A 15,664-nucleotide genomic window follows, 5' to 3' on the forward strand; every position below is an offset into this window, starting at 1 on the left:
CTTCCTCAGAAAAGCGAACCTTGGCCGCCCGGCGCCTTGAGCTTGGCCGCGGGCTTGGCAACCGTCTTCGGCCGCGCCGTGCCACTGATGGCGACTGCATCCGCGGTGCCGTCGGCGAACTCCAGCGAAAGCGCCATTCCCGACACCACGTCCGTCGCATGCTTGACCACCGCGCCGTCCACATCCTTGACCAGTGCGAAGCCCCGCGCCAGCACGGCCTTGTGCGAGAGCGTCGCCAGCAACCGATCGGCCTGCGTCAGTTTTCCACGCAGACGGTCCAGTCGTCTCGAAATCGCGTGGTCCTGCCGCCGCGTCAGGGCCAGCAGGGCATCGCCTTGCAGTTTCTGCCGCCTCGCGATCGGCGCCGGTGACAGTCTGGCCGCCGTGCGCGAAAACCGCGCCCGACGCTCGCGCACGATGGCAAGGAACGCCGCTTGCGCACGGGCGAGGTCGCGGCGGGTCAGCGTGCGGGCTTCGTTCATGCGCCGCGACAAGGTGGCCGGCGTCAGCCGCTGCCCCAGAAGCCTGGCCCGCTTGCGCTCGACGCTGACCGACAGCGCCCGGCCAAGCCGGCTCGTCGCCTCGTCGAAGCGCCGCCGCGGCAGCGCCAGCAACTGGTCGGGCGAGGGCAGCGCACGGGCGGCCGCGCGCGCCGCTTGCCGCTTGCGTTCGAAATTGCGCGACACCGCGGTGTTCAACCGTGCGCTGAGACCGGCAAGCGTCGCTTCGAGGTCGACCTTGACCGGCACGGCGATTTCGGCGGCGCCCGTCGGCGTCGGCGCCCGCACATCCGCGGCCAGATCGACCAGCGTCCAGTCGGTCTCGTGGCCGACCGCGGAAATCAACGGAATGGCCGAAGCGGCGACGGCCCGGGCGAGCGCTTCGTCGTTGAAGCCCCACAGATCCTCCAGGCTGCCGCCGCCGCGTGCCACGATCAACAGGTCGGGCCGCGGGATGGCGCCGTCCCATGGCAGTGCGTTGAAGCCGTTGACAGCAGCGGTCACCTCCGCTCCCGCCATTTCGCCCTGCACCCGCACCGGCCAGACGAGCACATGCAGCGGAAAGCGGTCCTTGATGCGGTGGATGATGTCGCGGATGACGGCGCCTGTCGGCGAGGTGACGACGCCGATGACGCGCGGCATGAAGGGCAGCAGGCGCTTGCGGCCGGCGTCGAACAGGCCTTCGGCCTGCAGCCGGCGCTTGCGCTCTTCCAGCAGCGCCATCAGCGCGCCGGCACCGGCCGGCTCAAGATTGTCGATGACGATCTGGTAGTTGGACTTTCCGGGATAGGTGGTCAGCCTGCCGGTGGCGATCACCTCCATGCCTTCCTCTGGACGGAATTTCAGCCGGCTCATCGTGGTCTTCCACACCACGGCGTCGAGCCGCGCGCGATCGTCCTTCAGGCAGAAATAGGCATGGCCGGAGGAATGCGGCCCGCGATAGCCGGAAATCTCGCCGCGCACCCGTACATTGCCGAAGACGTCCTCGACCGTGCGCTTCAGCGCGCCGGAAATCTCGCTCACCGTATACTCGGTGGCGTTGGTGCGTGATTCGGATGCTGTGTCGCTCATCGGCCGATTGGGGGACGGTTGTTGGCCGCCGTCAAGGCGCCTGTATCCGGCCGCGTGTCATAACGCGATCCCATCATCTCGCTACGGCCAAAAAATTCGGCAGCCAGATAATCGCTGAACGCTCGAACTGCCGGCAACAGGCTGCGCCCCGAAGGCGACAGCAAAGTGATCCCAGCTTCTCCCGCCGTCCATTGCGGCAGGATGCGTTGCAATATGCCATTGCCTGTTTCGGCCTGGCAGAAATAGGCCGGCAGCGCCACGATCCCCAGGCCCGCGATGGCAGCCTGTTTCAGTGTTCCCAGATCGTCGCTGCGCAAGCGCGCCGTGAACGGCATCAGCACAGTCTCGCCGCCGGTGTTGCGCAGATTCCAGACCGCCCCGCCGGTCGGCCCGTTCAATGCCAGGCCGCCATGGCCGGCAAGGTCCTGTGGGCTTGTCAGTATGCCTGCGCCGGCAAGATAGATGGGTGCGGCGAAAAGGTGCCAGGGCGTCGGCGCGAACCGACGCTGGATCAGGCTGGAATCGGGCAGCGGCTCGACATGGCCGCGAAGTGCAAGGTCAAACCCCTCGTCGACAAGATCCACATACCTGTTGGTCGCGTGCTGGATGATGTTTACCTTGGGAAACTTTAAAAGGAACCGGGGTAGCAATTCCGCCAGGAACGACTGCGCCATGCCGATCGAGCAGGTGAAGCGGACCGTACCGCTGGGCTCGGCCAGTCGTCGCGCCGCGGCGCCTTCGGCCGATTCCGCCTCGACCAGCATTCCCACAGCAAACTGATAGACCTCCTGGCCGATATCAGTGACGGCGAAGCTGCGGGAGGTTCGCTGGATAAGACAGACGCCCAGCTGTTTCTCGAGCTCGATGATGCGCCGGCTGATGTTGGACTTTGATCGTCCAAGCGCGTGGCTTGCGGCAGTGAAGCTCTGTTTCTCGACCACCTTCGCAAAATAATAAAGATCGTTCAGATCCAGCACAGTCGCACATCGTTGCCAATAGAGGACGATACTTCCAGTTCTATGCCATTTTGGCTGTTTCGTCCAGATACTACCTTGCCAATTGCCGCGCTGATCAGCGGGTGCTGGGCTCCATTTGGAAAAGGAATAGGCATGACCGACCAGTTGAATATGAGCCACCACTCGAGCGTGGCTGACGTATCGGCCCGACCACGGTTTAGTCTGGTTTTGACATTGCTGGCTTTTGCCCAGCTTATTATTTCGATCGACTACAATATCGTTTTTGTCGCTTTGCCCGAAATCGGCCTGGGCCTCGGCTTCTCGGCGCAGACCCTGCAATGGGTCGTGAGTGCGTATGCGGTTGCGTTTGGCGGCTTCCTCTTGCTTGGAGGCAGGGCATCCGACCTGCTTGGGCGGCGGCGAATGTTCGTTTTCGGGCTTGTCCTCTACGCAGTGTCTTCGCTGGTCGGCGGTTTCGCCACGACGCCTCAGATCCTGATTGCCGCGCGCGCCGTGCAGGGCTTGGGCGGCGCTTTTCTTTTCCCGGCCACCCTGTCGCTGGTCAACACCACCTTCAGCGAAGGTCGCGAACGCAATATCGCTTTGTCCGTATGGGCCGGCTCTGGTGCCGGGGGCATGGTTCTGGGCTCGTTGCTTGGCGGCGTGCTGACCCAGGCATTCGGTTGGGAGGCGGTGTTCTTCGTCAACGTGCCTTTGGCCGGCATCGCGATCGTGGCGGCCTTTCCGGTGATTCTAGGAGACAGCGGGTACCAGTCAGGCGGCAAGTTCGATCTGCCGGGCGCATTGACGGCGACGGTCGGTACCACCCTGCTCGTTTTCACGCTCGTCCAGGGTCCAGAGTACGGCTGGGCCTCACAGGGTATTCTGGTCAGCGCTGCCGTTGGGATCCTGTTGCTGGCGCTCTTCGTGGCCATAGAGGCGCATAGCCGCGACCCGTTGCTGCCGCTGCGGCTGCTGGCCAACCGCAACCTCAGCACCGGCGTCGTCACCACATTCCTGTTCACCGCCACGTTCGGTTCTTTGCTCTATTTCCTGTCTTTCTACTTCCAGACAGTGCAGGGCTTCGGCGTTCTGCAGACTGGTTTCGCCTTCATGGTCCCGATGTTGGCCGTCTTGTCGGGCAATGCGCTGAGCGGTCGGATGGCGACCCGTCTGGGTACACGAAACACGCTCGTCATCAGCCTTGCGATCGGCGCGATTGGTACGGCGGCCCTGGGCATGGCCATGTCGGCGGACAGCACTTATGCCGACCTGGTCCCCGGACTGATTGTCTTCAGCCTCGGCGGCGGCATCACCTTTCCAACAATGTTCGCAGCCGCAGCCAAGGGCGTTGCCGCGCATGAGCAAGGCATCGCCTCAGGCATTGCATCCACGGGTCAGCAGGTCGGTAGCGCGGTGGGGCTGGCTATCCTGGTAGCCGTTGCAAACGCCGGCACCGGCGGTTTGACAGGAGAAGCGCTGCGCGTCGCTACCGCGGAAGGTGTGCGGATGGCCGTCTATCTCGCCGCTGCCGGTACTGCGGCGATGATCCTCGTCGCACTGAATTTCCGTCGTCATTGAGGCCGAACTTGCTTCAGCTCCGCGGTGGCGGGGCCCCCATGGCGCTATGAGACACGAAACCCTACCAGCCCGGCAGGATCTGGTTTGGCTTGGTCCGCTTCATCTTCGCGAAGGCGAGGGCGGCGAAATCGAACGTGCCGGTCTCCTCGCCGAGCGGCACGGAAATATTGTCGAGGCTTTCCGAAATATGGCGGGCGAGCGCGTCGACGATCTCCGGCCGCGAGGTCTGGCCGCGCATGATGCCGATGCGGCAATCGGGCAGGGCGCCGAAACCGTCGGCCTCGCCCAGCACCCGCATGCCGGGCCGCAGCGCGCATTCCGGCAGCACCGAGATCGCCAGGCCGGAAAGCACCGCCGCGGCGATAACGGTGGCCGAGAAGCTGGTGAACAGGATGCGGTAGTCGCGGTTCTGCTGGTCGAGCACGTCGGCGGCGGCCCGCCGCCAGATGCAGTTCGGCCGGCCGAAGGCCATCGGCAGGATCGGCTGCTCATGCGTCGCATGATTGGCCGAGGTAACCCACAGCAGCGGTTCGCGCCGCACCACTTCCGATTGGCCGCGCGCGTCATTGTGCGTCACCAGCGCCAGGTCGAGATTGCCGCGCTTGATGTGTTCGACCAGTCCCGGCGTCGGTTCGCAGATAACGGTCAGTTCGACATGCGGGTTGGAACGGGCAAACCGCGCCATGATCTCGGGCAGGAAGCGATCGGCATAGTCGTCCGGCGTGCCGATGCGGATGGTGCCTTCGAGCCGGCGGTCGTCGAAGGCGGCCAGTGTTTCCTTGTTGAGATAGAGCAGCCGCCTTGCGTAGGAGAGCAGTCTGTCGCCTTCCTCGGTCAGCCGGTTGGTGCGGCCGTCTTTTTCGAACAGCGGCTTGCCGATCCGCTCTTCGAGCCGCCGCATCTGCATCGACACTGCAGACTGGGTGCGATGCACGGCTTCCGCCGCGCGGGTAAAGCTGCCGGTGTCGACAATCGAGATGAAGGTCTGCAACTGATCGAGATCGAGCGGCGCTTTCATCGGTCTAATCCATCATTGATGTTGATGCTAAAGATTAGAAACATTCGTTGGATTAATCAATCGCGCCGTGGCAAATTCCGACTGTCCACATGAAGGCATGTGAATCGAAGCCGGAACGGCCGCTGTCGCCAGCGCCCGATCGACTGGTTTCGCTTGTTCGAATGTGAAGGAGACCGACATGGCTACGTTTGATTTCGCTACCGAGACCTCGCGCATCACCTCGCGTCCGGCCGTTGCGACGCGCGTGGCCAATGCCGCTGCCAATGTTTACCGCGCCTGGAAAAACCGTCGCGCCTTTTATCGCCTCGGCGAGATGTCGGATGCCGAGCTCGCCGACATCGGCCTGACCCGCGCCGACCTGCACGTCGCTGTCGGTGTGCCCTTTGGCCGCGATCCGACCGAGAGGCTTCGCGTCATCGCGGTCGAGCGCGCCGAAACGATCGAGGATATTGCCCGCAAGGTGGCCTGATCGCACAAATTCGCGATTTTGGTCGCATTGAACCTTTTTGAGGCACGAAGCCACCAAGTTACGCAGGCTCCCCACTCCCTGCCGGATCCCCCCGGCCAGCCTGCGCGCTGCCCGGTCCTCCCAGGACCGGGCTTTCTTTTTTGGGCGGCACTGATGATTGGATGCCGGTGTCTAGTCTACCGCCGGCCCATACCCTGCTTGAACTGGTCGAAGATCGACTCCATGCCTTTCTGGTAGTCGTCGCGCTGCTGGGCACCCGTCTCGAACATCTTGCCGAACAGGTCGTCGAACGGATTTCTCGGCCTGCCGCTCGGATTGGCCTGCGGCTGCGGCGCCTGGGGCTGCTGGGGCGCCTGACGCGCCTGCGGCTGCGGTTGTTGCGCACCACCGCCGAACATGTCCTGCAGTACTTTGCCGAGCGGATTGTCACCATAAGGGTTCTGTGTCTGCTGGGGCTGGTTCTGCGGCTGCTGCGGCTGTTGCGCGCCGCCGCCGAACATGTCCTGCAGCACCTTGCCGAGTGGATTGTCGCCATAAGGGTTCTGTGTCTGCTGCGGCTGGGTTTGCGGCTGCTGCCCGCCGCCGAACATGTCCTGCAACAGCTTGCCGAGCGGGTTGTCGCCGTAAGGGCTCTGCGTCTGTTGCGGCTGCTGTGCGCCGCCGAACATATCCTGCAGGACCTTGCCGAGCGGATTGTCCGCCGGGCCTGCAGGCTGAGGGGCCGGCGCCTGGCTGCCGCCGCCCGCCTGCCACATCATCTGCTCGATGAGCTCGCCGAGCGGATTGCCGCCGCCGGGCCCACCCCCTGCCGCATGCATCTGCCCGCCTAACTGGTTGGTGGTCTGCTTGAACAGCCCGCCCATCATCATCGAGGCAATTGCCGGCAGCATCTGCTGCAACACCCGCTGGCTGACACCGCTCGCCTGCGCGGCCTGGCTGGCGACGGCGCGTGACAGATCCTTCGAGCCGAACAAATGCCCCAGAATTCCGTTGCCTTCATCGAGGCCCTGCGGCGAGAAGGCCCGGCTTGCATCCTCGAAATATTTGGCGTGCTGGCCGCTGGCCATCGCCGTCATGAAGGAGCCGAGTCCATAAGGGTCCGCTGTGTTGCGCTTCAGCCCCTGCGAAAAGGCCGGCAGCAGCGCCGCGACCGCCGCCTGCGTCTGCTGCTGCGAAAGCCCGAACTGCTGGGCCAGCGCCTGCATGCCATTGCCGTTCTGGGGCTGTGCCAGAATATCGAACAAGGAAGGCATTGTTTTCTCCTCCGGCAAATCCTCGTTTGGAGAAGCCTAGTTCGTTTCCATCACTGATTGAAGCGAATTTGCCGGACCGTGGCTCATGCGGATAGCGAAGCGTTAATACGCGTATTCCATGAACACCGGCTCGATCGAGCCGCCCCAGCGTGTGTGGTAGGCCGACAGCATCTCTTCGGCGCTGGTCGTGCCGCGCGCGACGACCTCGTCGAGCGTGTTGAGGAACGAGGTCTCGTCATAGCCGTCGCGGTTCTTGCGGCCGCGGTTCTTCAGTCCCATGCGCGAGATGACGAGCACGTCGCGGGCGATCTCGCGCAACGTCGTGTTGCGGAAGGGCGCTGAAATGCCCTGTTCCGGCACTGCGTTGCGCATTGCCAGCACTTCGTCATAACTCCAGCTCGAAGTCAGCGCCTCGGCCGCGTCGAGCGCAGCCGCATCGTAGAGCAGCCCGACCCAGAAGGCCGGCAGCGCGCAGATGCGCCGCCACGGCCCGCCATCGGCGCCGCGCATTTCGAGAAAGCGCTTCAGCCGCACGTCCGGGAACAGCGTCGACAGATGGTTCGCCCAGTCGCCCATCGTCGGCAGCCCGTCCGGCAGTTCGTTATGGGCAGCACCTGCCATGAACTGGCGGAAGGTGATGTGCGTCATGTCATGGTACTGGCCGTCGCGGATGACGAAATACATCGGCACGTCGAGCGCCCATTCGACATAATCGGCAAAGCCGAAATCGGGCGAGAAGCAGAATTCGAGCAGGCCGGAGCGCCGGTTGTCGGTGTCGCGCCAGATCTCGCCGCGCCAGCTCTGCAGGCCGTTCGGCCGACTTTCGGTGAAGGGCGAGTTGGCAAACAGCGCCGTCGACAGTGGCTGCAATTTCAGCGACACCTGCATCTTGCGGCGCATGTCGGCTTCGCTCTCGAAGTCGAGGTTCACCTGGATGGTGCAGGTCCGGTACATCATGTCGAGGCCCTTGGTACCGACCTTGGGCATGTAGCGGGTCATGATCTCGTAGCGCGATTTCGGCATTTTCGGCGTCTCGGCCAGCGACCATTTCGGGCTGCCGCCAAGGCCGAGAAAACGAATGCCCATCGGTTCGGCGATCTCGCGTACCTGCGCCAGATGCGCATTGCCTTCGCGGCAGGTCTGGTGGATCGTCTCCAGCGGCGCGCCGGACAGCTCGAACTGGCCGCCGGGCTCCAGCGAGATCGCGCCCTGGCCGGTCGGCTCGACCAGGCCGATGATGCGGCCGGCATCCATGATCGGGTCCCAGCCGAGTTTGTCCTGCATGCCTTCGAGGATGGCGCGGATACCGCGCTCGCCGCCATAGGGCACCGGCGCTTTGCCGTCGATGTAGAACGGGAATTTCTCGTGCTCGGTGCCGATCCGCCATTTGTCGCGCGGCTTGTTGCCTTCGGCCAGATGCTCGACGAGTTCGTCGACGCTTTCTATCGGCCGGAAATCGGTAGTATCGCGCGCCATAACAGCCCTCCGCACATGACCCCGAAAATCGGCTTCGATTTTCGGAAAGGATCATGTGCCCAATCAATATGCTACAGCGTCCTTTGCGCGCCCGAAAGGACGCGCTGCGCTGCAGAGCGGCCGGACGACCGCCGGCGCTAGATGGACGAAATGTCAGTAGCCGATCAAGCGAAAAATCCTGAGCCAGAGGGTAACGGGAATTGATCACCAATCGCCGATTGTCGCCTGGATCAGCGCCAGTGCCGCCACCGCCGCCGTATCCGCTCGCAGGATGCGCGGCCCGAGCGGAATGGCGGTAACGAAGGGCAGCGCTCTCAGCATCCCGCGTTCCTCGTCGGAAAAGCCGCCCTCCGGCCCGACCAGCAGCGCGAGCTTGTTCTCCCGCACCGCCTGCAATGCCGGCAGGGGATTGTTGGTGGCGGCATCCTCGTCGCAGAAGATCAGCCGCCGCTCACGATCCCAGTTGCCGAGCAGGCGCTCGAATTTTTCCGCTTCGCGCACATCCGGTACCGCCAATATGCCGCATTGTTCGGCCGCCTCGACGACATTGGCGCGCAGGCGCTCGATGCCGGGTCTTGCCACTTGCGTATGCTGGGTGATGACCGGCTGCAGGGTGCCAGCGCCCATCTCCACCGCCTTTTGCACGAGGTAGTCGAGCCGTCCTTGCTTCAGCGGCGCGAAGCAATAGACGAGATCGGGCAGTGGCGGCTGCGGCCGCTGCAATTCCAGCACCTTCAGGCGCAACGCCTTCTTCGATTTCGCGGCGATCGCCGCCGACCATTCGCCGTCGCGGCCGTTGAACACCAGAACCTCGGCGCCTTCGCCGAGCCGCAGCACATGGGAGAGATAATGGCTCTGCTGCGGGCCGACCTCGAACTCGGTATCCGGTCCAAGCTCGTCCGGCACGAACAGCCGCTGCATCTTGTAATTGGCGCGCATCGCCGAGGAATGCGGCAACGTCACCCTCGGCGTCAAGCCTCGGCGGAAGGATGCCAGACAGGCTCGTAGCCTTGCTGCAGCACCGAAACAGTTGTCGCCGGCGTGAGCATGTGGATTGGACCGTCGGTAAAACCGCCGAACCCCACCGGTTCGCGATAGCCGCCGAAACTCCAGGACAGCGCGGCGCCGTCAAACAGGGCGTACGCCCTGTTTCCTGACGAGATCATCGTGCCGTCCGGCAAGTCCGCAAGCGCCTCCGGTTCCAGTCTCGGCGCCGGTCCGCCCGATGCCAGGCGCTCCTTGTGCAGGCGCTTGTCGAGTTGCGGCGCGCGCGGCTCGGCAATGCCGAAGGCGTCGCCGAAGCGCTGGACAAAATCCCTGGCTCGCTCGCGCCGGCAGAAAAAGCACGGCCGGTGCCCGGCCGCCAGCGCCGTCACCTCGTCGAGGAAAAACAGTTCGGTCCAGCCGGCCTTGCCGCCCAATTGGTCGTCGCTTTGCCGGTTGCGCCCCATCGGCTCGCGCCGCACATTGCGGAATTCGCAGACGCAGATGATCCAGGCTTGCAGCGCCCAGCGCTTCTTCAACAGCGTTCTCGTCTCGGCGTCGTGAATGATGCCGCGATTGCCCATGAACAGGCCGCGCTCCGGCACGGCATGGATGGCGCCGAACGGATCGACCCGGTTTTGCAGTGGCATAGGCGTTCCTTGTTGGCTGCGATGCTGGCGCCATGATATCGCTCGCTGCATCTATTTCATGTCAGCAGGTTTCGATGCGGGTCTTGGTCGTCCAGAACTTCGACAATGAGGGCCTTGGCCAGATCGGCGCGGCGCTTGTCGAGGCCGGCGCCGATATCGACCTGCGCCGGCCCTATCGCGGCGACGCGCTGCCGCAAGATAGCGGCGGGCATGACGCCATGGTGGTGCTCGGCGGCGCCCAGAATGCACTGGACGACGAGCTCTGTCCTTATTTTCCGGGCCTGCTCGACCTGACGCGCGATTTTGCCGAGAGGGATCGCGCGGTGCTCGGCATCTGCCTTGGCGGCCAGTTGGTCGCGCGCGCCTTTGGCGGCGAGAACCAGATCGGCGGTGCCTCGGAGTTCGGCTGGCACGAGGTCGCGCTCACCGCGGCCGCGAACGCCGATCCGGTGCTCGCCGCCTTGCCCGAAAAATTCCCGATCTTCGAATGGCACGACGACACCTTTGTCTTGCCTGAGAGGGCCGTGCGGCTGGCCGGCAACGCCGTCGCCGAGAACCAGGCGTTCCGCATCGGCCGCGCCGTCTATGGCTTCCAGTTCCATTTCGAGGCCGACCGGCCGATGGTTCGCGACTGGAGCACCTCCTTCGCACCGCTGATTGCCGAGCGGCATCCTGAATGGGCAGGTCGGCTCGACGATGAAATGGCCCGCAACGGACCGCAAGCCGATGCCGCCGGCCTGGCCATCGCCCGCGCCTGGGTGGCGACGATCTGACGACTCATACAGCCAACGTTGCCTATTTGGCGACGTTGCATATTTGGCACGCGGCGCCAAATCCGCCGGGGATAACGCGTTTCATCCTTGGCCTGTGTCAATCCGCTAGCCTAAAAGGCGCCGCTCTGCATCTTCCGTGCAACCGCGATGAACCTATCCTGTGACCCGCGCGACACACCGCCGATACAGAACATGCCTAGAAGCGCGAAACCGTCAGACATTTGCGACGAATTTTGCGTTTCAACGCATTGGTAACCCGCTCGTGTATAGATGCAGGAAGCTCAACAAGAGATGACGTCCGTGAAAGCAGCCTTTTTGTCCTTTGCCATGTTGTCGGCCATTGTCTTGTGCGGCCTCGGCATTTATTCCGCCGACGCAGCCAACAACCACAATGCCGTCGACGGCTACGGCGTCACCGCCGCGCTTCGCTAGACCCTCTGCTCATAACCCCACGCCTTCCCTAAGCCCGCTCACCCGTGACTGTCAGGATATGCTTGTCCGCGCCGTCCACGACGAGCGCGGTGAGGTTTCCCGACTGCCAGGCGAGGGTGTCGACATTGACGCGGTTGCCTGTGATCTCGGGCTTGGGCACCGGCGTATGGCCGTGCACCACGATCTTGGGATGAAGACCGGTGTGATCGTGGAAGACCTCGCGGATCCAGATCAGGTCCTGCGGGCTCTGGCTTTCCAGCGCAATGCCGGGCCGGATGCCGGCATGGCAGAAGAAGAAATCGCCGAACGTCACTGAAAAGGGCAGCGAGCGCAGGAATTCGACATGGTTCTGCGGCACCGCCTCGACCAGTGCGGCGTGCCCTTGCCGCAATGCCGCATCGGCGCGGCCAAACCAGGCGCTGCTCCCACCGAGTGACACACCATACGACAGCGCCGTCTGGATGCCGCCATAGCGCATGAACAGCCCGTCCGGATCGGGGACATCGAGAAAATCGAGAAAGCCGAGATCATGATTCCCGGCCAGCATCAGGTGACGCGGATCGCGTTTTTGCGCGTCGATCAGGAAATCGATGACGCCTTTGGAGTCCGGGCCGCGGTCGACATAGTCGCCGAGATGGATCACGCGCCAATCGGCCGACGGCCTTTGACCGAGCTCCGCCTCGATCCGCCGGTGCATGGCGGCCAGCAGGTCGAGCCGGCCGTGCACATCGCCGATCGCAAAAAGGCGCATGCCTTGCGGTCCGCGCGCCTCGTAAAAATTGATGCCGGGCTCCGTCAATGCCTGCGTCGCCTCCGTGGTCATGCCGTCACGGGACTTTAGCGCCGAAGCTGATCCTTGCCCATGTCGGTGACCAGACGCTTTCCGCACAGTGCCAGCGTTATGTCCATCTCCTTGCGGATGATTTCCAGCGCCTTGGTAACCCCTTCCTTGCCGAGTGCGCCGAGGCCGTACAGGAAAGGCCGGCCGATATAGGTGCCCTTGGCGCCGAGGCACAGTGCTTTGAGCACGTCCTGGCCGGAACGGATGCCGCCGTCCATATGCACCTCGATCGTGTCGCCGACGGCATCGGCGATCTCTTCGAGCGCCATGATCGATGACGAGGCGCCGTCGAGCTGGCGGCCGCCATGGTTGGAAACGATGATCGCATCGGCACCCGACCTGGCCGCCATCATCGCATCTTCCTTGTCGAGAATGCCTTTCAGGATCAGCTTGCCGCCCCAGCGCTCCTTGATCCAGGCGACGTCCTTCCACGACAGATGCGGATCGAACTGCTCCTTCGTCCACGACGAAAGCGAGGCGAGGTCGCCGACGCCCTTGGCATGGCCGACGATGTTGCGGAAGCTCCGGCGCTTGGTCCCGGCCATGCCGACGCACCAGCGTGGCCTTGTCGCCATCTGCCAGAGGTGCTTCGGCGTCATCCGCGGCGGCGCCGAAAGCCCGTTGCGGATATCCTTGTGGCGCTGGCCCAGGATCTGCAGGTCGAGCGTCAGCACCAGCGCCGAACATTTCGCCGCCTTTGCCCGGTCGATCAAATCGAAGACGAAATCCTTGTCGCGCAGCACATAGAGCTGGAACCAGAACGGCTTCCTGGTCACCGACGCGACATCCTCGATCGAGCAGATGCTCATCGTAGACAGCGTGAACGGCACGCCGAATTCTTCCGCCGCCTGCGCCGCCAGCATCTCGCCGTCCGGATGCTGCATGCCGGTCATGCCGGTCGGCGCCAGCGCCACCGGCATCGCCACCTTCTCGCCGATCATGGTCGATTCCAGCGAGCGGTTGTCCATGTCGACCAGCACGCGCTGGCGGAACTTGATCTTTTGGAAATCCTCTTCGTTGGCTCGGTAGGTGCTTTCGGTCCAGGCGCCGGAATCGGCGTAGTCGAAGAACATCTTCGGCACACGGCGGCGCGCCAGGTCCTTGAGGTCGGCGATGGTGAGGATGCTGCTCATGGATCTTTTTCCGCTGGTTCTTCGCTGGTTCTTCGTTGAATTTTCTGGCCGCGGCCTACGGCTGTTTTCTTGCCGGCTCGCCATCACCGGGCTCGGAGCGCTGCCTGAGCCTCAGCCGCGACACGCGCTGCCAGTCGCCGCTGCGCTCGGCCTCGGCCATCGACCGTTCGACATAGGAGATGTGGTCCATCGCCGCCTGCCGCGCCGCGGCCGGATCGCCGGCCTTGACCGCGGTGTAGATTGCCCGGTGCTGCGAAAGCAGCGCCTCGCGCGCACCCGGCACGCTGAACACCAGCCGCCGGTTCTGGAACACGCCTTCCGACAGCAGCCGGTAACAGGCGCGCAGCGTGTGCAGCAGGATGATGTTGTGCGCGCATTCGCAGATCGCGTGATGGAACTCAACGTCGATTTCCGCCTCGTCGTCGAAATTGCCGGTCCGGTGCGCCTCGTCCATCCGTGCCATGATGCGGTCGAGCAGCGCCAGATCGTCCGATGTGGCGCGCCGCGCCGCATATTCCGCCGCCACCGCCTCGATCTCGCGGCGGTACTCCAGATAGTCGGTCACCGCCTTGCGATGCATCGAGATCAGGTCGGCCACCGGCTTCGTGAACAGCTGGCCGATGACGTCGGCGACATGGGTGCCGCCGCCTGGCCGTGTCGTCAATAGCCCGCGCCCTTCCAAGGCTTTCAAGGCATCGCGCAGGATCGGCCGCGACACCTCGAACTGGCGCGCCAGCTCGCGCTCGCCCGGCAGCCGGTCGCCGGTGCGCAGCACGCCTTCGAGGATCAGGCTCTCGATCTGCTGCACCACCTCGTCGGCGGTGCGCGAATGCTCGATCCGGGAGAAAATGTCGCTCAAACGGGGTGCCTGGGGGTTGAACCGATGTCGCGCAAGATAAAGCCAGCGTCGCCAACTGGTCAAATTATTTATCCAATTCGCCCGGCCGGGTCGGTTTCACAGCCGCGGCTTCATATCACCTTCTGCTAAACTGGCTGTTTGCGTCCCCTGGCGATTGCCTCTAGAGCAATTCCAGGAAAAGTGTGAAACGGTTTTCCGTCCGGAATTGCGCAGAATCAAAGGGATAGAGCGGTTCGGCGTTTCCGTGAAACGATAAAACCGCTCTAGAGGGACATCATTGCCAAAGGGCTCAGAGAAGCCCGGGGGACCAGCCGTGCCAGACGCCGACCCGTCCAATCTCGAATTCCAGCTGCGCGCCAAAGCCATGGGCGGCAGCGTCATGGGCTTTCCGGCGCACGAAGGTCGGCCCGGCGCGCTCGGCGAGGTCCACGCCCGACCGCATCCGCTGGTCGAAAAGCCGCGCGTGCTGGTGCAGCTTTCCTTCATGACCGAAGGCGGATCGAGCGTCGATCTGGCAGTGCTTTCGGAACTGTCGCAGCGCCTTGGTATTGCCGCGCCCGACCGCCATGCCCGCCATCACGCGATGAAGTGGGGCAAGGGCTCGCTGCGCTGGGAACGGCACACGGAGTTCTCGACCTATCTCTGGGAAGGGCCGCTCGCCGAAAACGGCAGGGGGCAAGAAGATACCCCCTTCGGCAACGGGTTTTCGCCGCCGGGCACGGTGATTTCCGGCATCAGGCTCGAAATCCGCAAATGGACACCGGCGAACGAGCGGCTGATCGCCGGCTTCGACCCGACCAGCCTGTGCTATTCGCTGGTCGAGCGCGGCAACGCGGCCATCGTCACCGATTTCCGCCAGGATGGCGACGGCTTGACCCGCATGCTGGTGCTCGATCGCGGGCTGACACCGGCGCGCACCGGGGCGCTGTCGCAGCGGCTGATCGATATCGAGACCTACCGCACGCTGGCCATGCTTGGGCTGCCGCTGGCGCTGATGCTTTCGGGGCGTGCCCGCCGCATCGAGGACAGGCTGGCCCAGACCACGCTGGAAATGAAGGTCGCCGAAACCCGCGACAGCCAGACCTTGCTGGCCGACCTGACCGAACTTGCCGCCGAACTGGAGGCGGATGCCGCCTCCAGCCTCTACCGGTTCGGCGCCAGCCGTGCCTATGACGGCATCGTCGGCGAGCGGCTGGAGGCGCTCGAGGAAGAAGCCGTGCCCGGCTACGACACCTGGGGCGGGTTCCTGCAGCGGCGCGTCGCGCCGGCCATGCGCACCTGCCGTTCGGTCGAGGAGCGCCAGGCCAATCTGTCGCGCAAGCTGACCCGTGCCACCACGCTGCTGCGCACCTGGGTCGACGTCGAGGTCGAGAAGCAGAACCGCGATCTCTTGGCATCGATGAACAATCGCGCCCGCCTGCAATTGCGCCTGCAGCAGACGGTGGAGGGACTCTCGGTCGCCGCCGTTTCCTACTATGTCGTCGGCCTCATCGGCTACGTCGCCAAGGGCGCCTCGATCTTCGGCCATGCCTTTGCGCCGGAAATGGTCACCGCCGCCTCGGTGCCGCTCGCCGTCCTGCTCGTCTGGTGGGGCGTGCGCCGTGTCCGCCGCATGCACTCCGAACCGGGCAAGCAGCCGGGCGAGTAGTGTGGGGCGCGCAGCGGCAG

General features: G+C 64.1%; 15 protein-coding genes. 5 read left to right on the forward strand and 10 right to left on the reverse strand.

Annotated elements, in window-relative coordinates; all coding sequences use genetic code 11:
* Positions 1–5: 5 nt before the first annotated feature.
* Together xseA and NKH71_RS27540 are read right to left on the reverse strand one after the other, a co-directional pair.
* Complete coding sequence (gene xseA, locus NKH71_RS27535) at positions 6–1,571, reverse strand: exodeoxyribonuclease VII large subunit (RefSeq protein ID WP_352482369.1); 1,566 nt, start codon at positions 1,569–1,571, stop codon at positions 6–8.
* Positions 1,568–2,548: a LysR substrate-binding domain-containing protein gene (locus NKH71_RS27540; RefSeq protein ID WP_352493845.1), complete on the reverse strand. Its 981-nt coding sequence runs from the start codon at positions 2,546–2,548 to the stop codon at positions 1,568–1,570. The genes xseA and NKH71_RS27540 overlap by 4 nt, the downstream gene beginning before the upstream one ends.
* Positions 2,549–2,680: 132 nt before the next feature.
* Between NKH71_RS27540 and NKH71_RS27545 the strand changes: the two genes are divergently transcribed.
* Complete coding sequence (locus NKH71_RS27545) at positions 2,681–4,108, forward strand: MFS transporter (RefSeq protein ID WP_352791185.1); 1,428 nt, start codon at positions 2,681–2,683, stop codon at positions 4,106–4,108.
* Between the two features lie 61 nt (positions 4,109–4,169).
* On the opposite strand, the gene NKH71_RS27550 is transcribed toward NKH71_RS27545, so the two are convergent.
* Complete coding sequence (locus NKH71_RS27550; RefSeq protein WP_023716458.1) at positions 4,170–5,126, reverse strand: LysR substrate-binding domain-containing protein; 957 nt, start codon at positions 5,124–5,126, stop codon at positions 4,170–4,172.
* Positions 5,127–5,304: 178 nt separating this feature from the next.
* Between NKH71_RS27550 and NKH71_RS27555 the strand changes: the two genes are divergently transcribed.
* Positions 5,305–5,595: a DUF1127 domain-containing protein gene (locus NKH71_RS27555; RefSeq protein WP_023716459.1), complete on the forward strand. Its 291-nt coding sequence runs from the start codon at positions 5,305–5,307 to the stop codon at positions 5,593–5,595.
* Positions 5,596–5,771: 176 nt separating this feature from the next.
* Here NKH71_RS27555 and NKH71_RS27560 read toward each other — a convergent pair whose 3' ends face one another.
* The 4 genes from NKH71_RS27560 to NKH71_RS27575 all read right to left on the reverse strand — a co-directional run bounded on the left by NKH71_RS27560 (position 5,772) and on the right by NKH71_RS27575 (position 9,958).
* On the reverse strand, positions 5,772–6,848 hold the full coding sequence (locus NKH71_RS27560) for a DUF937 domain-containing protein (protein ID WP_352895489.1): 1,077 nt from the start codon (positions 6,846–6,848) through the stop codon (positions 5,772–5,774).
* 102 nt (positions 6,849–6,950) lie between these two features.
* Complete coding sequence (locus NKH71_RS27565; protein ID WP_352895490.1) at positions 6,951–8,324, reverse strand: glutamate--cysteine ligase; 1,374 nt, start codon at positions 8,322–8,324, stop codon at positions 6,951–6,953.
* Positions 8,325–8,528: 204 nt separating this feature from the next.
* Complete coding sequence (locus NKH71_RS27570; RefSeq protein ID WP_352791199.1) at positions 8,529–9,263, reverse strand: 16S rRNA (uracil(1498)-N(3))-methyltransferase; 735 nt, start codon at positions 9,261–9,263, stop codon at positions 8,529–8,531.
* Between the two features lie 32 nt (positions 9,264–9,295).
* A complete protein-coding gene (locus NKH71_RS27575) occupies positions 9,296–9,958 on the reverse strand; it encodes a hypothetical protein (RefSeq protein WP_352482363.1) in 663 nt (220 codons plus the stop codon).
* Between the two features lie 74 nt (positions 9,959–10,032).
* On the opposite strand from NKH71_RS27575, the gene NKH71_RS27580 reads away from it, so the two are divergent.
* Both NKH71_RS27580 and NKH71_RS27585 read left to right on the forward strand, forming a co-directional pair.
* On the forward strand, positions 10,033–10,731 hold the full coding sequence (locus NKH71_RS27580; protein WP_023716464.1) for a type 1 glutamine amidotransferase: 699 nt from the start codon (positions 10,033–10,035) through the stop codon (positions 10,729–10,731).
* Positions 10,732–11,022: 291 nt separating this feature from the next.
* Positions 11,023–11,163 (forward strand): hypothetical protein, encoded by a 141-nt coding sequence (locus NKH71_RS27585; protein WP_023716466.1) that lies wholly within the window; start codon positions 11,023–11,025, stop codon positions 11,161–11,163.
* A gap of 28 nt (positions 11,164–11,191) precedes the next feature.
* On the opposite strand, the gene NKH71_RS27590 is transcribed toward NKH71_RS27585, so the two are convergent.
* From NKH71_RS27590 to NKH71_RS27600, 3 genes are read right to left on the reverse strand one after another with little or no spacing between them, the layout of a single operon-like run.
* Entirely contained in the window at positions 11,192–11,962 is a 771-nt protein-coding gene (locus NKH71_RS27590) for a metallophosphoesterase family protein (RefSeq protein ID WP_352791198.1), read from the reverse strand.
* 38 nt (positions 11,963–12,000) lie between these two features.
* Positions 12,001–13,137 (reverse strand): alpha-hydroxy acid oxidase, encoded by a 1,137-nt coding sequence (locus NKH71_RS27595; protein ID WP_023716468.1) that lies wholly within the window; start codon positions 13,135–13,137, stop codon positions 12,001–12,003.
* Positions 13,138–13,192: 55 nt separating this feature from the next.
* On the reverse strand, positions 13,193–13,996 hold the full coding sequence (locus NKH71_RS27600; RefSeq protein ID WP_352482361.1) for a FadR/GntR family transcriptional regulator: 804 nt from the start codon (positions 13,994–13,996) through the stop codon (positions 13,193–13,195).
* A 364-nt stretch (positions 13,997–14,360) separates the two neighbouring features.
* Between NKH71_RS27600 and NKH71_RS27605 the strand changes: the two genes are divergently transcribed.
* The gene (locus NKH71_RS27605) at positions 14,361–15,644 is read left to right on the forward strand and encodes a DUF3422 family protein (protein WP_023716470.1); all 1,284 of its coding nucleotides are present in this window, start codon (positions 14,361–14,363) and stop codon (positions 15,642–15,644) included.
* Positions 15,645–15,664 lie beyond the last annotated feature (20 nt).

It is taken from the genome of Mesorhizobium sp. M0983 (assembly GCF_040318975.1).
In the GTDB taxonomy this organism is placed as follows: Bacteria; Pseudomonadota; Alphaproteobacteria; order Rhizobiales; family Rhizobiaceae; genus Mesorhizobium.